Raw genomic sequence first — 23751 nt, 5'->3', positions numbered from 1 at the left:
ATGATAAAACAGAGAATGAAAACATTCTACTCTAGCTAATTGGGCACTATACGGTATTTTAACTAAAAATCTTTAAAAACACATGGTATTTCAAAGAATTCTGTTTATTTATTAAACAAATTAAAAAGTAATCCAAATGCTGAAAATTTTGTTTTAGAAAGGATAAATGCAGCAGAACAAAATGACTATGATACTGTTGGTTCGATTACAATTGATAAGTATGGTTTCCTTTCGTGGGGAATTATACCAGAGGGGATAACTTTAATTTCAATATTTTAATTAATTAAAAAATAAATACATAATAATATAAAATGAAATATTGATAAATTAACAAATTAGTTTCTGTATGTGTTTTTTACCTCTCATTAATTTATATAAGTGTGTTTTTAGTACAAATTAATTAGTGGGGTGGGAGAATATTGAGTAGGAAAGATAGATCCTTGTCTAAAGGCGCATTATATGGAATAATAATCGTAATTATCGTGGTAATTATTGTTGGAGGAGTAGCAGCATATTATGCAACTAAAAAGCCTATAACAACCACAACTACAACAACCTCAACAACTACTAGTACCCCAGTAATCACAACATCAACCACAACTACAACAACGCTTTCAACATTAAAACCAGTTGCAACATCAACATATGCATCAGTAGCAGGAACACCAATTAACTTTGTATTATCATCATTTACCCCATCAAGCAATAGATATGCATTATTCTATGCAGGTAATGGGAAAATAATAAACACAACATCACAATACGTTAATGTAACCTATAATTATCCAGGTCATTATTTAGTTTATTATAATGTATATCAAAGCGGTTCATTAATAGGATCTTCTCAATCAAACATGATTGAAATAACAGTAGCACCAAATGTACCATCAAGTCTATCAGATTTAGTTACAGTTCCAACAATTACATTTAACATAACAAGAAATCCAACAGCACCAATTTTCTCAACAGGTGAAACAGTTTATTTATCAGGAGGATTTTTGCAACCACCATCTGGTCAAAACATGACTATATATGAATATGTATGGAACTTTGGTAATGGTCAAACTATGACTGTTATGGCAAACCAAACAACATTATTACCTGAAGAAAACCCAGTTAATGTAACTTATTCTTCACCAGGATTATATGCTGTATCATTAACAATAATAACTAAAAACGTTTCATCTGGGAAAACATATAACTATACAACATATCAAAGCGTTGCAGTATCATCATCTACTTCACCATTTGCAATATATTCATCAAACCTGCAAGTACCTAACCCAGGTACTATAATTGTTGCAGAAAATGTTCCAGGAGGTCCATATAGCTTTGATCCAGATATAGACTGGGAAACTGTTGGTTGGGAGGTAATTGCAAACATATTTTCCACATTAGTTATATTTAATGGTTCATCAACAACATCTTTCTTACCAATGGCAGCCCAATATATACCAACTGTTGGTAATTGGTCTCAAAGAAATCTTTATGGGGGTATTGCACCAAATTACTCTGTTTATACCTTTAAGATAAGACCAAATCTAAAGTTTAGTAATGGTGATAATTTAACAGCATATGATGTATGGTATAGTGTAATAAGAGGTATGCTTTGTGCTGGTGGAGTACCATCAACTGGAGGATGGTTGATAACACAATATTTAATACCAAACTATACCCCATATACATCTGTTGTAACTTCAAATAATGAGCAACAAGCTTTTAATGAAATAATGAATGCAGTAACCTATGACAATCAAACAAATACTGTTACATTTCATCTAATAGAACCTGTTGCTCCACAACTATTCTTTGCAGCTTTGGCTCACACATTAGGAGGAACTGCAATATTAGATGCTAAATGGCTTAATCAAGTTGGTGCTGGAATTAATTTCACTCCAGAAGGGTTTTATTCATATGAAAGCGAATGTAATTTAGGTAATTATAATACACAAGTTCAATGGAATCCGGTTTCATCTGGGCCTTACATGATTAAATCATATACAAGTGGACAAAGTGTTGTTTTATCACCAAATCCATATTGGCCCACAAATATACCAAACATACCTAAGCCAAATGATACTGTTATAATATATTGGGTTAAAGATCCAAACACTGCATATGAAATGTTTGCCTCTGGTCAAGCTGATATTGTAGTTGGACTACCTAGCAATTATATTCCATCAATAGAATCATTAGAATCTCAAGGACAAGCTTTATTATATGAATTTCCAACAAACGTAGAAATGTTCTTTGTATTTAATGCAAATATAAGCGAAAGCATGCTTAAGCAAATGAATCCATCATATAGTATACCTTCTTATTACTTTGCAAATCCATTAGTAAGAAAGGCATTTGCATATGCGTTTAATTATACTGAATACATAAATGATATCTTGGGAAATAAAAAATATCACTTCACTTTTGCAGAACCCTATTGCGGAGCTATCATACCAGGCTTACCTTATTATATACCACCATCAGAGTTAACTGGTTGTCCAACACTCAATTTAACATATGCAAAGCAATTAATGGAAGAATCTGGATTTTATAACATATCCGTGTACTTCCCAATAATTGTTACTGCTGGAGACACTGTTGATTTTACAGCAGCAGAGATGTGGGCGTCATTATTGCATGAAATGGATCCAAATATTAATGCACAGCCTTTATATTTACCATTCTCAACGGAAATAGCTGATATGATTCCGGGAGCAAATCCAATGCCAATATATTATCTTGGTTGGATTTCTGGTTATCCAGTAACTTCATTTGCAGTTGATTCAATCTATGGTGCATCTGGAGCATATCCATCTCCAGATGGTATATCCTCAGAATATTTCGAGAACTTAAGTAAATATTTTGCTTCACATAATAATACCTATTTAGCACAATTATTCGAAAACGAATCTAATGAATATCTAGAGCTTAACAATCTGATAACACTAGCAGATAAAGCTGCATTAGAAAACAATGTTACAGCTGCAAAAATGTATTATAAACAAATGGAACAATTAGCTATAAACCTGTATCTTTATGTTTACACTGAAAATACATATGAGTATTGGGTCATAAAGCCATATATGCATGCATATAATAATCAAATAACCTATCAAGAAAATCCATCATTTAGCGGTTCAGGTGATTCATGGTATTTCTGGTGGATAAAGGGATGAAAAAGGTACTCCTAACAGGATTTGAACCTTTTTTAGAATTCAATTATAATCCAAGCGGTGAAATTGCGAAAAAACTAAATAATTATGAAAATGAAAAATATAAAATCTATGGTTTAGAATTACCTGTTGTTCATAAAGAAGCTATAAAAATTTTGGAGAATAATTTTTATAAAATAGACCCTGATTTATTGTTAGGAATGGGCTTAGCCCCAGGTGCTACTGGAATAAGAATAGAAAGAATTGCAATAAATTCCTATTATTTCAATGATGGTAATGAAATCGAAGATAATATTGAAAATGGCCCAGAAGCATTATACACAAATTTACCTGTGGATAGTATTAGGAAAAAGCTTTGGTCTAAAGGGATACCAGCTTACTATTCTTTTCATGCTGGAACATATCTATGTAATGAAGTTTTTTACAAGATTATGAGACTTGCATATAATAAAGGTATAAAAGGTGGTTTCATACATATACCTCTTACACATAAACAAGTAATAGCTATGAAAAAATTCAACTATCCCTCGATGGATGAAAATATTTTAATAGATGCAATTAAATTAATAATAGAGGAAAGTATTTAATTTTAATTTTTTAATTACTTCTTTCAATTCCATTTTATTGATACCAATCCTTTTTATTATTGTTACATATCACATCCATATGAAGATTCTTAAGTATACCTAATTACATCAAATTTACTCTATATTAGATTTATATTCCTCGTGTAAAATATAATAAACAATAGCTTATATACTTATTACGAAATTTTATATATTCCCATCTAGCCAAGGGGAATTTCAATTCAGGAATTTTTATTTATTCCCACTAAAAATTTTTCATGTCATTCTTTTAAATCACTTTACTTTTATACATTCTATCATCTTGACTTTTTGGAAAAAGAGAATCCATTATATTAACTTTTATAAATAATGTTTCCATAGCTCTTATAATAGATCCAGAATCTTACTACTAAAAACAAATCTATATAACTTACAATTGATTTTATCTTTAATTTAATAGTCTTTCATGTTAAATGACTCTTTGTTAACCAGATAGTTGTCTAAGCAAAAAACTTAACTTCTTTTTCATCTTTTCTTTTTTTTCTTTTTTTTTTTTATATAAACTAATAATCTGAACTCCACTTTTTTTTCTTTTTTATATCTCTTATTATTGTATTTATCCCTTCATATTCCTCTTAAATTTTTATATCATCAACAATCGAGATTATATATTTGAATTTTTATATGAAGTTTATTGCACCAATATTGCATTAAAAAAAGTAAAAGTTTTAATGCCTGAACATTTATATAATATATTTGATCCTAATGGGATTTGTAATTCTTATGTTATATCATCCCACCAATACGATAAGTTCATAAATACGCTAATTCTCATATCTTCATTATGTATTAAGAAAATAAGCTATCACATATCTAGTTATTATGTTAAATCTTTTTATTAGTTTAATTAAATTTTCTTCACTAATCCAGAAAAAATCCGTTAGTTCTTTACTATTTTTCAACTATAATAATATCTATTCATAAATGTATTCTAAATATAAAAGTTCATATAAAATGTTAATTTTATAAATAATAAATTGAAAATTTATTTATGTTAAATTTTTATATCTATTCATCAAATTTTCAAGAGGCAATAATTGAAATGGGAGCAGCAATGAATACAATGATATTAACTTGGATATTTTGGATAATAGGCGATGCAATAAGTACTATATTTGGTGCTTATATTGTAAAGAAATATAGAAATAACTATGGATTGCCTACATTAATTGTTTTATATTCTATTTATTCTGTAGGAGCAAATATTTTAGCATCGAGGATTACAATATATAATATAGTAATTCCATTCGTTGTCTCAGGTGGTACATTAATTTTTCCATTTGTAAGCCAGCTTGATGATATGATAAATGAAGTATATGGTAGAAAAAGAGCTTATGCAACTATAGCAGTTGCCTTAATTGCAAATATACTAATGGCCACATTTATTTTGGCAGATGCTGTGTTACCAGTCCCTTCATGGGAAGAAAACGCAAATAAATATTGGCTACAATTCATGGTTGCAGCACCTAGAATTATGCTTGCCTCATACCTTGCTTTCATAGTAGATGAACTTTGGAATGCAACAATATTTGCTAAACTTAAATCCAGAGCATATAAAGATGAAGAGGCCTGGAAATCAAATAGAAAGATTGTTTATCTTGTATTAACAAGAGTATTTACATCAGATATATCTACTATGATAATTGATAGCGTTGTTTTTTATCCCATTGCATTCTTAGGCACATTACCAGCAAATGTGGTATTAAATATGATTTGGATGGGAGCACTTATGAAAGTAATTCTTGCAATATTTAATGGACCATGGTATATTTTGTATAGAATATTAATTAAAGATGTTAAGAGAGAATTCTAATAAGAAATTATTTAAATTACTAAAAAATAAAACTTATCCATTTAAATTTAATTAATATAACAGGAACTTAAGAAAATAAAACATCTAAATACTCTTTTTATAATTGCTCCTTCTCAAAAGGCTTACCTATAAGATATATGGTTAAGACATGAATATTTAGGATGCTCATTTTTAAAATACAAAAATCAAATGATGATAGAAAGAAGTATATATTTTTAATAAAATTTCAAATTATGGATTTGATTTTGCTAATTCTTTAACTTTTTCTCTTAAAACATTTTTCATTACTTTTCCAACTGGGTTTCTTGGTATTTGTTCAACAATTAATAATCTTTCAGGCCATTTATATTTGGCAACTTGTTGCTCATCCATGAACTTTTTTATCTCATCTAAACTAATCGTTTCACCTTGTTTAACTACAACAAATGCAGCAACTACTTCTCCAAGTCTTTGATCGGGCCATCCAACAACTGCTGCATCTAATATCTTAGGATGCTTTTTAAGTAAATCTTCAACTTCAGCTGTTGGTATTTTAAATCCACCTCTGTTTACTATATCTTTTTTCCTATCAAAGAATGCTATAGTTTTTTCATCAACTACCTGAAAATAATCTCCTGTGCAGAAAAATCCATTTTCATCAAAAGATCTTTTAGTAAATTGGGGTTGATTATAGTATCCTGCCATTGTAAAAGGACTCTTATAGCACAGTTCTCCAACTTGACCTGGTTCATTTATTTCATTTCCCGCTGGATCTACAATTTTTGTTTCAATAGCATTATAAAAAATTTGTTTCCATTTAAGGTTTCTATGAGGCCATGGAAATGCTCTTGCTCTTTTTTCAAGATCCTCAATATTTTCATTTGTAGAAAAAAGACCTGTGCCTTCATTTTGCCCCCATATATTTATTGGTTGTATCCCTTTGTTATTTAATTCTATAAATGTCCAAGGTGGTGGTGGAGCAGCTCCTACTGCTAAGTATTTTAACTTCAATTTTTCGTTTATTAACCCTTGTTTTAGCAAAGAAACTACAACTGCTGGTACCATTAGAGTGAATGTAACACCTTCATTTATTAATTGTTTATAAAATAATTCTGGATCGAAAGGATGATGCAATACCAATGTTCCAGAAACAATTATCCAGGGTATTAATCCAACGCCTATCGCTGCCATATTAATTAATGGAGAGGAAACTGCTATTACTTCACCATCGTTTAATATTCCGCCTTGATATTTTTCACCATCATATAAAAATCTTAAAAAACCCCAGTTGTTATGTGTTAAAGGTGCTGCCTTTGGATCCGCTTCTGTTCCAGAAGTCCATGCAATAGTTGCTATATCATTCCCATTTAAATAATTTTCATTTACATCTTCTCTTATCTTATAATTAATAGTTATATCATGCCATTCTTTTAATGTTATTATATTTTTAATACCTAGACATTCATTGTTTGCTAAATCCTTAGCCATTGAAATATAATCTGTCTCCTTATATTTATCTATTAGCATGTAAATATCAGGTCTAATCGTGTTACACACATGTCTTATTTCATGGGATCTCCACTGAAGAGGTATGGGTGAAATAATAGATGATGCAAGCCATGAGGATAAATAAGCTATAACAAGTTCAATAGTGTTGGGAAATTGAACTAAAACTATTTTGTCTTTAAATATTCCTTTATCTAGTAAAAATGATGCTCCTCTCAATACTCTTTCATACAATTCTTCATATGTGATTCTTTCCGGATTTAAATCTGCTAAATCTTTTTTATTTGCTGGATCAATAATTGCTAACCTCCTAGGATTCTTTAATACATTTCTTTTAAATCTTTCAATTAATGTTATGTTATCCCACCAACCTTCACTAACATATTTATTTATTACATCTTTGCTATGTATAACAACCATTTTCCCACCAATGTATAAATAGTATATTGGATTTAATAAATATTAGTATACATAATATTATCCTATTTTATTATAATTTTTAATTTATTTATAAAAATATATTAACCACTTAATTTCCTTATTTTTTGGTGTATAAACATGGAAACAAAATCTGATATAGATCTTTTAAGAAGTTCAGTTAGGGAATTTTCTGAAAAAGTATTGATGCCAGTTGCTAAAAAAATTGATGCTGAAAACTTTATTAGTGAAGATATTTTGAATCAAGTAGCAAACATGGGTTATTTTGCATTAAGGGTTCCTGATAAATATGGTGGGCCTAATTTGTCAACTCTTGAATCAGCAATAGTTGTTGAAGAACTAGCAAGAGCCTCTGGCGCTGTTGCAGTTATTTCTGGTATTTCTGGTACAATGGTAGCATATCCTTTAGTTCATTATGCAAGCGAAGAATTAAAAGAAGAATACTTAGGAAGATTAAGCAAAGGGAAAATTGGCGCGTTTGCATTAAGTGAGCCATGTTGTGGAAGTGATGCAGCTAATATAACTACAAAGGCAGAAATTGATGGTAATGATTATGTTATAAATGGAAGGAAAACATGGATTACAAACTCTACATATGCAGATTTCTTTTTGGTTGCTGCTAGAACAGGTAAGCAAGAGGATAGACATAAAGGGATAACAATATTTGTTGTTGATAATAAGGATTGCATTGAGAAAAGCAAACTAGATATGATGGGAGTTCGTGGTTCAGGAACAAGTGAATTGCTATTTAAAGATTGCAGAGTCCCAAAAGAAAACATTGTTGGTGAAGTAAATAATGGATTTAAGATAATTATTGATGGAATAAATGAAGGGAGAGTAGTAACTGCTGCCATTGGTTTAGGTATAATGCAGGCTGCATTTGATGAATCTCTAAATTATGCTAAGATAAGGGAAACTATGGGAAAACCAATTATTGAACATGAAATGGTTCAAAGCATGATTGCAGATATGAAAGTTAAATTGGAAGCATCTAGATTGTTAATTTATAATGCAGCACAAAAGATTGATAATAATGAAATTGATTACCCAATGTGGTCTTCTATTGCAAAATATGCAACTGCTAAATGGGGTGTTGATGTAGTTAGATTAGCAATGCAAGTTGAAGGAGGTTTTGGTTATAGCAAAGAAAGCAATGTAGAAAGATATTATAGAGATATTAAGGGAATTGAAATTGGAGATGGAACTAATGAAATCCAAAAGCTCGTTATATCTAGATCTTTAGCTGGTAAAATAACTTCTGTAAGAAAATAATCATTTAAACATTTTTATATAGCATTATCCAATTTTTTAATAGGTGAAAAGTTTGCCTAAAATAGAAAGAATTGGAATTTTAGGTTCTGGGACAATGGGGCATGGTATTGCAGAGGTCTCAGCATTATATGGATATGATGTTGTTATGATAGATGTATCTCAGGAAATATTAGATAATGCAATTAAAAACATTAGAAATAGTCTATTAAAGCTAATGGATAAAAACAAGGTTGAAGAAGTTTTAAATAAAATTAAGGTATCAACTGAATATAAAGATTTGAAAGATGTAGATCTCGTTATTGAGGCTGTTCCTGAAAAATTTGAAATAAAAGTAAAGGTGTTAAATGAAGTAGAAAAATACTTAAAAAGTGAAACGATAATAGGGACTAATACATCAACAATTCCTATTAATGATTTGGCAAATTCAACAAATAGGATGGATAAATTCATTGGAATACATTTTATGAATCCCCCAGTGCTCATGCCATTAGTTGAAATCATTTTAGGTAATGAAACTTCTCAAGAAACACTAAATAAAGTAATTGAATACGTAAAATCAATTAAAAAAGATTATGTTTTAGTGAAAAAAGATGTTCCAGGATTTTTAATAAATAGGATTAATATGAAAACATTTCTTGAATCAATAATAATGTATGAAGAGGGATTTACAAAAGAAGACATCGATACTATGACAAGGTTTAGACTTAATTTCCCGATGGGATTTATGGAATTATCAGATTTCGTTGGTATTGATACCTTATACAATGCAATTAATGAAATGATAAAAAGAGGGGAGAAAATATTCATACCAAAGACGCTAAATGAATTAATTAAAAATGGAAAATTTGGAGTTAAAACTGGTTCAGGATTTTATGAATATCCTAATAAATTATTTAAAAAACATAACTTAATACCTAAGGATTCCATGTTTAAATTAAACCCTGGAAGAATTATTGCAGTTGCAGCAAATGAAGCTGCTTATTTAATAAGAAATGATATAGCAACTAAGGAAGACATAGAAAAAGCAATGACTTTAGGAATGAATTGGCCCCATGGTCCACTTTATTTTGCAGATCATTATGGAATTGATAACATAATAAAAATCTTAGAAGATAGATACAATAAAACAGGTTTTGAATTTTATTTAATTGACCCATATCTTAAACAAATTTCATCAACAAATCTAGGAACAAAAAATGGTAAAGGATTCTTTGAATATATCTATTTAAGAGAAGATTTAGGACCTGTATCATATGAAAAAATAGAAGATCATGCAGTTATAACAATTAGGAGACCTAATAAGCTAAATGCACTAAATGAAGATGTATGGAGAAACATTAGAATTTTTCTAGAAAAGGCTGAAGATGATAAAAGTGTTAAATCTGTTGTCTTAACTGGTGAAGGAAACTCTTTTTGCTCAGGGGATGATATAGAAATGATGAAGAATTGGAAAAATTCTTCAATAGCTAAAAAATGGCTTGATGAATTGGCTTGGCCCTTAATAAACAAAATGTTAAATTATACAAAACCATTAATTGCAGCAATCAAAGGTTATGCCTTTGGAGGGGGGATGGAATTAACTCTTTTGGCTGATATTGTTATATCAGCAGAAAATTCAATATTTTCAATACCTGAGGTCTTAATTGCAGCATTTCCACCAATAGCATCTCCAATGGGAACATATTTAACAAGTAGAAGGATTTCAAGATATGCTTTAACTGGTGATTGGTTAGGAGCTGAAGAAGCGAAAGAAATTGGTATTGTAGACATAATAGTTCCTGAAGATCAATTAGATATTGCAGTTTTTGAAGTTACAAATAAAATATCAAAGATCTCACCATTATCATTAAAGGCTGTCAAAAATGCATTAAATAATTCTAAAACTATTTTTGTTAACTCATTAAAGAATTCACTAAATGAACTTGTAATTTTAGCTGATAGCGAAGATTTCAAAGAAGGTATGAATGCATTTATAGAAAAAAGGAAGCCTGTTTATAAAGGAGAATAATAGGGATCTAGCGAAGATTTTTATACTTTTTTGAATACAATATAAGTGGTATAATGGTGGTATATATGATAAAGGGATTTCCTTCAACTATGAATGATGATTATCAGCTTAATTTGTGGAAAATTATGGATTATGCAGCAAAAGTTCATTACGATACAGAAATTGTTTCATATAGAAATTTACAAGGAGGGAAAATTCATAATCTTAGCTATAAAGAGGTATATGATAGAATAAAAAGAATTTCTAATGCATTAGAATCTCTTGGTATAAAAGCTGGCGATAGAATAGCAGTTCTTGGATGGAACGATCACAGATATTTTGAATCTTATTTTTCAATAACTGGTTTAGGGGCTGTTATGTTACAATTAAACCAAAGGCTTCATTTAAATGATCTTGATTATATATTAAAACATTCAGAAGCAAAAGCGCTCTTGTTCGATGAATCTCTTGCTGATATAGCTAAACCACTTATAAAAAACAATAAACTAGAGTTCTCAATATTAATGAGCGATGATCCATCAAAAGTTGATGTAGATATAAAGGGAAAATTATACAATTATGAAGATTTAATAAAAAGTTTTTCTCCAAAGAAAAATTATGAAGAGATTGATGAAAAATCTGCTGCAACAGCTTGTTATACATCAGGAACAACTGGAAAACCAAAGGGAGTATATTATTCTCATAGAAGTTTAATTTTACATGGATGGTCAATAAATACTGTAATGAATATAAAACCTGATGATACTTTTGCAGCAATTGTCCCTCTATTTCATGCAAATGGATGGGGAGCGCATATTGCAGCAACAATGATGGGAGCTAAGCTAGTTTTTCCTGGAAGATATACGCCAGAAAGCTTAGCAAACATTTTATTAAAAGAAGAGGTAAGCGTTGCCGCTGGCGCACCTGCAATATTAATTCCCTTGCTTGAAGTACTTAGAAAGTTTGATCCTAAACCTAAGTTTAATAATTTAAGATTTGTTTCTGGAGCAACAGAGCCCCCATTAGCATTAATGCTTCAATTAAAGGAATTCGGAATTAATATTACACATGCTTATGGAGCAACAGAAACAACCCCTTTGGTTACAGCTAATTTACCAAAGAAAAAGATTAAGTTATTAAAGGAAGAAGAACAAATAGAAAATGCAAGAAAACAAGGTCTTCCGGTATTTGGAGTTGAAGTTAAGATAACTGACCCAGCTGGCAATGAGTTACCGTGGGATGGAAAAAGTATAGGAGAGCTTTTAATTAAAGGTCCTTGGGTTGCTAAACAATATTATAATGATGAGAGATCTAAAGAACAGTTCATTGATAATTGGTGGAAATCTGGCGATGCTGCTACAATAGATCCTAATGGTTATGTAAAAATTGTAGATCGTATAAAAGATTTAATAAAAAGTGGAGGAGAATGGATCTCTAGTATTGATTTAGAAAACTACTTAATGGCACATCCTGCAGTTTTAGAGGCTTCTGTTGTAGGAGTTCCACATCCTAAATGGGAAGAGAGGCCAATAGCATTAGTTGTTCTTAGGGAAGAATACAAAAATAAAGATTTTAAAGAACTAGAAAATTTATTAAAAGATCATTTATCAAAGAGGTTTGCTAAATGGCAGATACCTGATAAAATATTTTTTGTTAATGAAATACCAAAATCTTCAACCGGAAAATTTGATAAGAAAACAATTAGAAACTTATATAAAGATGCTTTATCTAAATAAATATATTGATTTTTATGCAAAATTATGTATAAAATTTTCTAATTTATTCTCTTATTTATAAATTTAAAAATAAAAATAATTTAAAAAATAATTATGCTAATTCAAAATACATTATATCATTTATTATTCCTTTTCTCTCATTTTCTGGTCTAAATACTGGTTTCACCTTTATACCTATATCTAATTTATCCAAAGGTATATTAAGTAAGTGAATTAATCCGCTCTCAGCATTTTTAGGCTTAATTACCCCAATAACTTTAGGATTATCCAATTTATTTCTATACATGTCTTGATATACTATTGTATATGAAACCAAAATCCATTCGTCTTTTATTTCTATTATTTCTCCTTGAGTGAAATCAGGGCAAAATGTTTTTGGCGGAACATATATTTTTCCATCTTTGCATTTCATACCCAATATTTTGCCTTCCTTAAGTCCCTTTGCGAAATCATAGCCATGAATTCCTGGGGTATATACGTATTTTTCTACTTCTTGCTCACCGGGGAATATAACTAAATCATCTAACCTTCCTTTTTTATCATAACTCATACTTCTCACCTCATAAAGGCTCAAAACATTCAATATCTAATATACTTCCAGTCCTTTCTTCCTTTGGCTTCCATTTTACCTTAACTTTCATTCCAATGGCTTTTCCACTTATTACATCTTGAGGATCAATGCATATTTTGTGGAATAGCCCTGCAAACTCATATTCTCCTTCTCTATATCCAGGTACATCAAGCTTTATTGTTCCAACAACCTCTGGCTTTTCAATTTTTTCTCTTTTAGTTGATATATATGTTATAACAGCAGTATGGATTTCTCCTGTTTGAGGTACCTCAATCCATTCATTTGTTGCAACATGACACCATTCGCAATAGGATCTTGGAGGTACATAAATTCTTCCGCATTTAGGGCATTTTCTTCCCAATATTTTACCTTCTTTTAGTCCATGTAAAAATGTTGATATTGTTGTACCAGCAGCAAAGTCATATTTAGCTTTTGGCATATCTTCAACTAAGCCAATTAAAGAATACATTTCATTTTCTTTTAATTTTATACCAGGTAATTTATTTATCTTTGTGCTCATGAGATCACCCCTAATTACTTAAAACAATAACAGTTCCAGCCTGCATTAAATCACCCCATGCATTTGCAACCGCTTTGTGAACAGGTTTCTTTACTTGTCTTTTTCCAGCTTCATACCTTAATTGCCAGAAAAGTTCTGCAACCTTCATAGTTCCAGCAGCAGCTATTGGATTTCCAACACCTAATAATCCTCCGCTAGGACTTGTAGGTAATTCTCCATCCCTATCAAAATACCCCTCTCTTACTAACTTATATGCTTCACAAGGCCTCGCTAACATTAAACCTTCTATATGGTGCAATTCTTTGTAATCAAACGGATCATAAGGCTCGGCAACATCTATTTCCTTCCATGGTCTTTCAATACCTGCCATTTTATATGCCATTCTTGCTGCATAATTTAAATATCTTGGAAATGCTAATTCCCTATTATACCAATGTTGATTTTCTAAAGTAAATCCAACCCCTTCAACCCATACTGGGGTATCTGTAATTTCTCTAGCAACATTTTCTGAAGTCATAACTAATGCAGCTGCTCCATCAGTAACTGGGGAAACATCCAACAAATTAACAGGCCAAACCAACGTTTCACTCTTCAACACATCATCAACAGTTATGTTTGCTGCAGTTAAAGCTGCAGGATGATCTAATGCATTTCTTTTATTTTTAACACTAACTAATGCAATATCTTCTTTCTTAGCACCACATTTTGCCATATATCTTCTCATTTCCATAGCAAATATCCAAATTAAATTAGGTCCTAATGGTCTTTCTAATATTGGATCCCAAATATATTTGAAAACATATTGTGGATGTGGATGGGCCGGACTCATTTTTTCTTCTGCAACAACTAATACTTTTTTGCATAAACCGCTAGCAATATGCCAATAAGCTGCTTCTGGAACAAAAACTCCTGTTCCTCCACCAACATAAACTCTAGTCATTGGTTTATTTATTGCACCAGAGCCATCAGCTAAATATTCTCCTTTAAAGTGCATACCATCAAATGTATCAGGGGCAGATCCTATTACAACACAATCTATATCCTTTAATGTTAATCCAGCAGAATCTAAGGCCATTTTTGCTGCTTCCCAAGCTAATTCTCTCGGAGTTTCTTGAGCTCTTCTCATAAATTTTGTTAATCCAGCACTTACAATTGCTACCCTATCCTTCATGAATATATTCGATCTCATGCAAATCACCTCAAACAGAAAGAAGAGCTACCATACTCGTATATGTAGGAACACCCCTCCAAGAAACAACCAATGATCTCCTAACATTTTTGAGTTGATGAGAACCTGCTTTACCTGTTAGCTGAAGATATGATTCTAATAATCTTGAAAGGCCAGTTGCTTCTAATTGAACTCCCATTGATAGACTTCCACCACTTGGATTTACTGGTAATGAACCATTAAAGTTAAATTCCCCATTTTCTAGTAATTCATGGGCTTCTCCTTCTTTAACAATCAATGATTCCTCTAATGATAATAGCTCCATATAGCTAAACCTATCTTCAACTTCTGCAAAGTCTACTTGAGGATTACCATTTAAGTTAGCTAATTTATATGCCATTAAAGCTGCCTCTCTAATAGATCTCATTTTCCCCCATTCATGCCATTCTGTTGCTCCTGTACCTGTTTCAGTTGAATAGCCTATTCCCTCTATATAAACAGGGGTATCAGTAAACTTTTTAGCATATTCTTCACTAGCTAAAACAAATGTAATGCTTGCATCACTAAATGGAGCAATTTCATAATTAGATAGTGGATAAATGCTATAACTAGATGATAAAACATTATCTAAATCAATCTTTGTTGAAAATGAAGCCCTTTCATTTCTTAATCCATTATTTTTATTCTTAACAGCAACCATTGCTAAGTGTTCTCTTTTTGTATTAGTTCTCTTCATGTAAGCAACAGCATCTAAACCTGCATAAAATAATGGATTACCTGTATCTAAAGGTCTTACATGCAATGGATCTAATGCAAATCTATATATATCTTGCAAAGTTTTTATTTCGCTTGGCTTTCCATGAGATTCTACAGAAACTACATTAAAATGACCAGTTTTTATTAGCATATATGCATGTGCAATACCTTCTAAACCATCACCAGCAACTGTGAATGTGGGCCTTAATGCTCCTCCTATTGGTTCTGGAGCAAATTCATCAGCTATAGCTATACCTTCCCACATATCTTCTTGGCAATCAACAAATGCATCAATATCATATCTAGGATCTATGTTAGCGCTTGCATATGCTCTTGAAGAGGATTCAAACATCATGTCTTGAAATGATACATCAATTGTTGTTGGTTTAAAACCATACCAACCCGCTCCAACTATAGCTACACGGGACATTTACACACCCATACATATTTAAGATATTACTTGTATAAATACTCTGAGTATATTAATATATATAATAGTGTACACTGCAGAAGAGGTGGAAAAAATGGTTTATATATGGTCCCCTCCAAAGGATTTAATTAATAGTGCTAATGTTACAGAATTTATGGAAAAAAATAAAATTGAAAATTATAATAGTTTAGTTAAAAAAAGCCAAGATGATTTGAAATGGTTTTGGGGTAATTTACCAGATTGGCTTGGACTAGAATGGTTTAGAAAATTTGATGAAGTTTATGATACAACCCAGGGAATAGAATGGACAAAATGGTACTTAAATGGTAAAATAAATATATCATATAATGCGTTAGATAGGATAATAAAAAATGGATTCGGAAATAAAACTGCTATGATATGGTATGGAGAAGATGGAAAAGTTGTTAAATTAAGTTATATAGAAATGCTAGAAAAAGTGAACAAATTATCAAACTATTTAACAGAAATAGGAGTAAAGAAAGGAGACGTGATTTCCATATATGCCCCTTTGATGCCTGAAACAGTTATTTCAATGTATGCTGCATTTAGATTAGGTGCTATAGCAAATCCGATTTTTAGTGGTTTTGCACCAGATGCGGTTGCAGAAAGATTAAAGGCAGCTAATTCAAAGGTTCTCATAACATCTGATGGTTATTATAGAAAAGGTAAAATAATAGAATTAAAGAAAAGTGCAGATGAGGCTGTTGAAAGATCTAATGTTAGTCTTAAGGTAATAGTTGCAAGAAGGTTTGAAAAATCAAATATACCATGGAATGATAATAGAGATATATGGTTTGATGATGCAATTAATGGTAAAAGACCAGAATTTGAAGCGATAGAAACCGATGCTGAAGATCCTGCTTTATTAATGTTTACAAGCGGTACAACAGGAAATCCTAAAGGTGCAGTGATAAGTCAAATAGGTACAATATTACAGCCAGCAAAAGAACATTACTTTAATCTAGATATAAAAACTGGTTTTAGCAAGGAAAATGATATTTTATGGTGGATAACTGACATTGGTTGGATGATGGGACCATGGCAAGTTATTGGTACACAAATCTTGGGAGCCTCACACTTTTCTTTAGAAGGTGCATTGGATTACCCGAATAAGGATAAGGTATGGAAATTAATAGAAGATTTTAAAATAACACATTTAGGATTTGCAGCAACTGCAGCTAGATTGTTGAAAGCATTGGGTAATGAAGGAATTGAAAAACATGATTTGTCTAGTTTAAGGGCATTTGGAAATACAGGGGAGCCAATAGATGAAGATACTTGGTTTTGGGTAATGAGAGATGTGGGAAAAGAACAAAGGCCATTAATTAATTTAAGTGGAGGAACTGAAATATTGGGTTGTTTCCTATTGCCAAGCGTTGTTGTAAGTCTAAAGCCATCAACGTTATGGGGTCCTGGTTTAGGAATGAGTGTTGAAGTATATGATGATTATGGTAATCCTGTTAGAAATAAGCCTGGTTATCTTGTCGCAACTAAGCCTTCACCAAGTATGACAAGAGGTCTTTGGAAAGATCCTAAAAGGTATATAGAAACATATTGGAATACTTTTAAAGGTGTATGGTTCCATGGAGATTATGCATTAATAGATGAAGATGGTTATTGGTATATTTTAGGTAGGGCTGATGATGTAATAAAGGTTGCAGGAAAAAGAATTGGACCTGCAGAATTAGAAACAATAATTAATGCTCATAATAGTGTGGCAGAAAGCGCTTGCATAGGCTATCCTGATCCAATTAAAGGAGAAGTAATTGTATGTTTTGCTATACCAAAGCCAGGGAAGAAGTTAAATGATAAAGAAATTAATGAGATTAAGAACATGGTTTCAACAAAATTAGGTAAACCCTTTGAGCCTGAAAAAATAATTGAAGTTAAAGATTTGCCTAGAACAAGAAGCGGAAAAATAATGAGAAGGATAATAAGGGATATAGCTAAGGAAGGAAAAGCAACCATCTCTCCTGTAGTTGAAAATCCAGATTCTGTAGAAGAAATAAAGAGAGCAGTTTCTGAATTAAAGAAATTAATGAAATAATTTATAAATTTTTTTATTTTTTAATTTCATTTAGCAAAATGTATAGTAGGATTTATGTGGGAAAATTTAAATATCTAAATCAAAATACTATAATGTGTACAGGTGAGTATAGATGGAAGGTGAATTGTTTTCCTATAAGAAAATTAAAAAGATGAATGAAGAAGGGTTACAAAATCCAGAAAAATTTTGGAGAGATAGAATGAATTTAATTACATGGTTTAAAGAACCGGTTAAAATCCTAGAAGGTACACCACCATATGAAAAGTGGTTTGTTGGTGGAATATCGAATCTAGCATATAACGCAGTTGATAGGCATTTGCCAAATGAAGCAAATAAGGTAATTTTTTATTGGGAAGATGAGAAAGGTAATACAAAATCGGTAACATATCAAGATTTGTATTATGAGGTCAATAGAGCTGCATATGTTTTAAAGGAAATGGGAGTAAAGCATGGAGATACTGTATCAATGCTGATGGCAAGCTCTCCAGAGGCTGTTGCATTTGGTTTAGCAGTTCATAGACTGGGAGCAATAGCTGTTATTCATTATGTTGGTTTAACAGATGAAATAATAGCAACAAGATTTGTAGATACAGGCTCAAAGTATGCTGTTGTATTTGCTAACACAATAAATAACGGAACAGAAATAAATATAAAGAAATATTTTGATAATGTTGCAAGTAAATTCAATTTACCAGTAGAAAAAGTTTTAGTTGTAAGCAGAGGTTCTTCTAACTTTGAATTAAAACAAGGAAGAGATTTGGTTTATGAGGATATCATGCCTAAAGGAAAAGTATATGTTCCCCCAGAACCTGTTGAAGCTAATGAAGTAGGAACAATTTATTATACAAGCGGTACAACAGGAAAGCCTAAAGGAATAACTCAAACTCAAATTGGGTATCCTCTATCTTTAAATTGGACCTTTAGAGGGCTTTATGATTTAAGGCCTAATGATGTATGGTGGACAGTATCAGCATTGGGTTGGCCTGTATGGCCTATGGCTAATTTATATACAGCCCCAGTTTCAGGAATAACATCGGTTCTTTTTGAAGGATATATTGGATATAAACCAGATCTTTGGTCTAGAATAATTGAAAGATTTAATGTTTCTTTAATATGGAGCTCTACAACTTCATTATATACATTAAAATCATTAGGTGAAGAATCAGTTAAAGCTGGAGATACTTCATCATTAAGGATTGTATTGAATACTGGAGAAACACTTAATCCTGGTTTCTTCAATTGGTTTAGAGAACAATTACCTGATGTATATATTGCAGATGCCTATTGGTTTACCGAGCATTTATCCCCAGCAGCTGCAACTCCCTATGGTATAGGAGAAATACCATTTAAACCAGGATCTGCCGGTATTGAGTTCCCACTAAGTAAGGTAGTTATAGTAGATGATGATGGTAATCCATTACCTCCAGGAAAGAAAGGATATATCGTTTTAAAGCCATATTCTCCGGCATTAGGAAAGATGTGGAATGATCCCAACTTAGAAAGATATAGCAAAGTTTATACCTCTAGATTCCCTGGTTATGTGTTCTTTGGAGATTATGGATACATGGATTCTGATGGATATCTCTTCGTCTTAGGGAGAGCAGATGATGTATTAAGGCCTGGAGGAGAAAGAGTCGGAACTATGGAAGTTGAAAGTTTGATTGGGAATCATGAGGCAGTAGCTGAGGTTGCTGCAACAAGCATGCCATCACCTGATAACAAGGGGGAGAAGCTTTTAATATTTGTTGTACCTAGAATAGGTTATACACCAGATGAAAATCTATCAAATAAATTAAAAGAATATGCTAGAAACTCTGGTTTCATAATTGATTATGTAATATTTGTTAATAAGTTACCAAAGACTAAGAGCGGAAAGATTATGAGGAGACTATTAAGGGCAGCCGTTAGAAACGAACCACTAGGAGATACTTCAACACTTGATGATCCTGCTGCATTTGAAGATTTAAGGAGGAGATATGAAGAATTTAAGAAATCCATGATAGCTTAATGCGGTGTTTATTAGATGTCTCAAATTATTTTTTTAGATAAACCGATTTTTTCGTTTCTCGATTCTATATCAAATGAAAAACCTAATGAATGTGCATTAATTCAAATGGAAAATAACCATTGCATAACATGGAATTATTTAAAAGAGGCAAGTAATAAAATAGCAAATTGGATCAATTCAACTAATAAAAACAACCAGGTATTGTTTGCATGTCATAATACAATAGATTCAGTTGTAGGATTAATAGGAATTATGAAGAGTGGTAGTCCTGCAGCGTTAGTAGATCCTTTGACAATATCAGAAGATTTAAAACAAGAAATTGAAGGTAAAAACATTAAAACAGCTGTTGTTTCATGGCAATTTTTTGAAAGAGAAAAAGAAACATTAAAACAAGAAGGCATTGATAATGTTTTAATTGTTGATGGTCAGGTTAAAGAGGAAGGAAATCTAAATGTAAACTATATAAAAGATGTTTTATCAACTAATGAAACATATGAAAATAAAGAATTAAACTTAGATGATATTTCAATAATAATGTATTATGCTGGTGTTGCAGGTAGAACAATGCAAACATATCATACTCATAGAGGTTTAAGTTATGCTGTTCAAGCACTATCAAAAACAATAAACTTTGATTTTGTTCCTAATTCATTAGTAATTTCACCCATAACCCATGTGTTGGGTCTTCAAGTAAGCCTCCTAACACCTTTATATAATAAAGGTAAGGCAATAATGATATCTAGGTGGGATGCAAATTTAGCAATGAAAACAATAAAATATTATAATATAAACTTCATGTCCGGTGCACCATTAGTATTTGATTCTTTAATTGATGCAATAGAAAAAAGTAATGAAGATTTTAAAAACACATTGAAATTAGGTATATCTGCTGGAGCTCCTTTAAAGCCTGAAACTCAAGATAAGTTTTACAAGGTGTTTGCAAGTCCTTTAGTTCAGGCCTATGGTATGACAGAAACATGGGTAGTTTCCTATCAACCAAAAGAATTTTTTGAAATAAAAAATACCTTAGGTCTTCCATTATATGGTGTTGAAATAAAAGTTGTTTCTCCCGATGATCCAAGCGAAGAATTAGGAAAAAATCAGGCTGGAGAATTGTTAGTTAAAGCTAGCTGGGTTATGAAAGGATACGAAGATGATAACGAAACAAAAAAGGCATTTTATAATGGTTATTTAAAAACTGGCGATTTAGTTTTGATTGATGATAAAGGTTTTCTCTACTTTAAAGGAGTAAAGAAAAGAATGCTAAAATATAAAGCATATCCAATATTTCCAAAAGATTTGGAAACAATTTTACTTAAACATTACGCAGTAAAGAATGCATTTGTTTTTGGTGAAAAAGATCCAGATGTAGGTGATTTACCAGTTGCAAAAGTAGTGTTAAAAGATGAATATAAGGGAAAAATTAAAGAAGAAGAATTGATAAATTATGTTAATTCTAGAGTTGCCTTTTACAAAAAAATAAGAAAGATTTATTTTGTTGATTCACTTTGAAAAACTTAACTTATTTTTAGATTTTATCTCTAATGCCATATAATCATTACTTGGATTAACTGGTCTATGTGCAATTCCTCTAGGAATGATTAGCATTTCTCCTTCCTTTAATTCAAATTCTCCTGTTTCTGTTTGCCAAGTTGCGCTACCCTTTAAGCATATTATTAATTCATCATAATCCATATTCCTATGGAAAAAGGGTAAAGAAAATCTCCTCTTGGAAAATTCAATAGATAAATTATCGCTAGAAACTAATCTCAATGGAGGTATTGCTAGAGGATCAGTCATATCAGGAGTTATTATATCCTTAAATGATAGTTTCTCTGCTTTTCTTGTTAACTTTTTTACATTAAATTCCTCTCTCTCAATTTCTATATCAATTTCGTCAGAAGTAACTTTTTCTTTTATAGTCATTTATATCACAATTAGTTAATAAAATTTAAAGCTTAAAAATTTTATTAATAAAACATCCTCTAAATTTTAACTAATTTTTTACTACATAAGTATTTATATATATTTACCAGCTAGAATCATGGGAAGTAACATGGAAAAAGAAATATTTAATGAAATTGATAATTATAGAAATGAAGCAATAAAAAATTTTATTGAATTGTTAAGGATTCCGGCTATTAGTCCAGATTATGGTGGAGAAGGAGAGATCGATAAAGCAAATAAGCTTTTGGAAATTTTAAAAGAATATTTTAACTTTGATACTATAGAAAAATATTATTCTACTGATAATAGGGCTAAGGAAAAGGTTAGGCCTAATATAATAGCTACATATAAAGGAAATGAGAAAAAAGCCTTATGGATTATTACTCATATAGATGTTGTACCTCCTGGAGATTTAAATGCATGGAAAATAACTAAACCTTTTGAGCCAAAGATTGTTGATGGTAAATTATATGCAAGAGGATCAGAGGATAATGGACAATCCCTAGTTGCATCATTATATGCAGTAAAGTCATTAATGGCTAAAAAAATAATTCCAAATATAACAATCAAGCTAGCATTTGTAAGCGATGAAGAGGCTGGCTCGGAATATGGAATGAAATATCTTTTAAAAAATCATCCTGAAATTTTTAACAAAGATGATTATTATTTGATACCAGATGCTGGAAATAGTGATGGTTCTCTTATTGAAATAGCTGAAAAATCTATATTACAATTTAGATTAATTATAAGAGGAAAACAGGTACATGCATCAACACCTCATTTGGGGTTAAATTCTCATAGAATATCTATTCAATTATCTAATCAAATTGATTATATTTTGCATGAGAGATTCAAAGATTTAGATGAATTGTTTGATCCCCCTTACTCAACGTTTGAGCCAACAATGGTTAAAAATAGTGCTTCTTCTCCCAATATTATCCCCGGTCTTCATGAGATAACATTTGACTCTAGGGTTATACCAAAATACAAGTTAGATGATGTATTAAATGAAGTGAAAAACGTTATTAAAAATGTTGAAGACAAAAATAAAAAGATAATTGAAGGTATAGAATATCCACAAATAGAATTGGAATTAATTGATAAGATGCAATCTCCAAGACCAACAAATCCTAATAATAAATTAGTTCTCGAAATAAAAAAGGCAATAAAAGAACTAAGAAATGTAGAAGCAAAAATTGGGGGTATAGGAGGCATTACATTTGCATCTATGTTAAGATCTTATGATTACGACGCAGTAGTTTGGTCTACAACAGATGATGTGGCACATCAACCAAATGAATACTCTGTATTAGAAAACTTGTTCAATGATGCAAAAGTTTTTGCATTATTGATGAATAGACTAAGATGAGATAATGATACGCTATGAGAAAGATGAATACTTAGAAAAAATTGTGAAATGTATTATTGATAGCCTAGAAATGAATTATATAGAAAAGTCTAATGTTTATGTTGTAAAAAGTCATAATTCTAAAACCAAAGCTATCGCTAGAATATACTCTGTACCATCAGCAATTAGATTTGCCTTAGGAATGGAACCAATTTATGTAATTGAATTCATAAGCGAAAAATTTGATAGACTATCATTTGAAGATAAAATTAAGGTTATAATCCACGAATTATTGCATATACCATCAAGCTTTACAGGAGGATTGAGACCTCATGGTAAAATTGTAAATAATAGAGCTGTAAATAACTTATTTAAAAAAATAGATTTGAAAAAATGTACATAATAAAA

The 23751-nt window shown here is 30.9% G+C and carries 17 protein-coding genes; 11 read left to right on the top strand and 6 right to left on the bottom strand.

The features are described from left to right. The first annotated feature begins 419 nt into the window (after positions 1–419). The 3 genes from CALAG_RS00665 (at position 420) to CALAG_RS00655 (ending at position 5609) form a co-directional block, all read left to right on the top strand. A complete protein-coding gene (locus CALAG_RS00665; RefSeq protein ID WP_015231825.1) occupies positions 420–3173 on the top strand; it encodes an ABC transporter substrate-binding protein in 2754 nt (917 codons plus the stop codon). Further along, positions 3170–3757: a pyroglutamyl-peptidase I gene (locus tag CALAG_RS00660; RefSeq protein WP_015231824.1), complete on the top strand. Its 588-nt coding sequence runs from the start codon at positions 3170–3172 to the stop codon at positions 3755–3757. The genes CALAG_RS00665 and CALAG_RS00660 overlap by 4 nt, the downstream gene beginning before the upstream one ends. Positions 3758–4787: 1030 nt before the next feature. Next, positions 4788–5609, top strand: a complete 822-nt coding sequence (locus tag CALAG_RS00655) for a queuosine precursor transporter (RefSeq protein ID WP_015231823.1) — start codon at positions 4788–4790, stop codon at positions 5607–5609. A gap of 231 nt (positions 5610–5840) precedes the next feature. On the opposite strand, the gene CALAG_RS00650 is transcribed toward CALAG_RS00655, so the two are convergent. Continuing rightward, a complete protein-coding gene (locus CALAG_RS00650) occupies positions 5841–7514 on the bottom strand; it encodes a class I adenylate-forming enzyme family protein (protein ID WP_015231822.1) in 1674 nt (557 codons plus the stop codon). 138 nt (positions 7515–7652) lie between these two features. Between CALAG_RS00650 and CALAG_RS00645 the strand changes: the two genes are divergently transcribed. The 3 genes from CALAG_RS00645 (at position 7653) to CALAG_RS00635 (ending at position 12527) form a co-directional block, all read left to right on the top strand. Further along, a complete protein-coding gene (locus tag CALAG_RS00645) occupies positions 7653–8804 on the top strand; it encodes an acyl-CoA dehydrogenase family protein (RefSeq protein WP_015231821.1) in 1152 nt (383 codons plus the stop codon). Between the two features lie 52 nt (positions 8805–8856). After that, positions 8857–10812 carry a 3-hydroxyacyl-CoA dehydrogenase/enoyl-CoA hydratase family protein gene (locus CALAG_RS00640; protein ID WP_015231820.1) on the top strand — a complete coding sequence of 652 codons (1956 nt, stop codon included), beginning with the start codon at positions 8857–8859 and terminating at the stop codon, positions 10810–10812. Between the two features lie 65 nt (positions 10813–10877). Then, positions 10878–12527 (top strand): long-chain-fatty-acid--CoA ligase, encoded by a 1650-nt coding sequence (locus CALAG_RS00635; protein ID WP_015231819.1) that lies wholly within the window; start codon positions 10878–10880, stop codon positions 12525–12527. Between the two features lie 91 nt (positions 12528–12618). Here the strand turns inward: CALAG_RS00635 and CALAG_RS00630 are convergent, their stop codons facing one another. From CALAG_RS00630 to CALAG_RS00615, 4 genes are read right to left on the bottom strand one after another with little or no spacing between them, the layout of a single operon-like run. After that, positions 12619–13077, bottom strand: a complete 459-nt coding sequence (locus CALAG_RS00630) for a Zn-ribbon domain-containing OB-fold protein (RefSeq protein WP_015231818.1) — start codon at positions 13075–13077, stop codon at positions 12619–12621. A gap of 10 nt (positions 13078–13087) precedes the next feature. Beyond that, positions 13088–13618 carry a Zn-ribbon domain-containing OB-fold protein gene (locus CALAG_RS00625; RefSeq protein WP_015231817.1) on the bottom strand — a complete coding sequence of 177 codons (531 nt, stop codon included), beginning with the start codon at positions 13616–13618 and terminating at the stop codon, positions 13088–13090. A 10-nt stretch (positions 13619–13628) separates the two neighbouring features. Continuing rightward, positions 13629–14807, bottom strand: coding sequence for a thiolase domain-containing protein (locus CALAG_RS00620; RefSeq protein WP_015231816.1), 1179 nt, complete (start codon positions 14805–14807; stop codon positions 13629–13631). Between the two features lie 10 nt (positions 14808–14817). Further along, complete coding sequence (locus tag CALAG_RS00615) at positions 14818–15972, bottom strand: thiolase domain-containing protein (protein WP_015231815.1); 1155 nt, start codon at positions 15970–15972, stop codon at positions 14818–14820. Between the two features lie 94 nt (positions 15973–16066). Between CALAG_RS00615 and CALAG_RS00610 the strand changes: the two genes are divergently transcribed. The 3 genes from CALAG_RS00610 (at position 16067) to CALAG_RS00600 (ending at position 21560) form a co-directional block, all read left to right on the top strand. Continuing rightward, a complete protein-coding gene (locus tag CALAG_RS00610) occupies positions 16067–18040 on the top strand; it encodes an AMP-binding protein (RefSeq protein WP_015231814.1) in 1974 nt (657 codons plus the stop codon). Positions 18041–18152: 112 nt separating this feature from the next. Next, entirely contained in the window at positions 18153–20048 is a 1896-nt protein-coding gene (locus CALAG_RS00605; protein WP_015231813.1) for an AMP-binding protein, read from the top strand. Positions 20049–20063: 15 nt separating this feature from the next. Continuing rightward, complete coding sequence (locus tag CALAG_RS00600; RefSeq protein ID WP_015231812.1) at positions 20064–21560, top strand: class I adenylate-forming enzyme family protein; 1497 nt, start codon at positions 20064–20066, stop codon at positions 21558–21560. On the opposite strand, the gene CALAG_RS00595 is transcribed toward CALAG_RS00600, so the two are convergent. Further along, positions 21552–21974 (bottom strand): cupin domain-containing protein, encoded by a 423-nt coding sequence (locus CALAG_RS00595; protein ID WP_015231811.1) that lies wholly within the window; start codon positions 21972–21974, stop codon positions 21552–21554. The two genes, CALAG_RS00600 and CALAG_RS00595, sit on opposite strands and share 9 nt — an antisense overlap. Positions 21975–22104: 130 nt before the next feature. Between CALAG_RS00595 and CALAG_RS00590 the strand changes: the two genes are divergently transcribed. Both CALAG_RS00590 and CALAG_RS00585 read left to right on the top strand, forming a co-directional pair. Further along, positions 22105–23364: a M20 family metallo-hydrolase gene (locus CALAG_RS00590; protein WP_015231810.1), complete on the top strand. Its 1260-nt coding sequence runs from the start codon at positions 22105–22107 to the stop codon at positions 23362–23364. A 4-nt stretch (positions 23365–23368) separates the two neighbouring features. Next, positions 23369–23746, top strand: a complete 378-nt coding sequence (locus tag CALAG_RS00585) for a putative metallopeptidase (protein ID WP_015231809.1) — start codon at positions 23369–23371, stop codon at positions 23744–23746. Positions 23747–23751: the final 5 nt, after the last annotated feature.

Source organism: Caldisphaera lagunensis DSM 15908, assembly GCF_000317795.1.
Classification (GTDB): Archaea; Thermoproteota; Thermoprotei_A; order Sulfolobales; family Acidilobaceae; genus Caldisphaera; species Caldisphaera lagunensis.
This window is presented reverse-complemented; position numbering and strand designations above follow the sequence as displayed.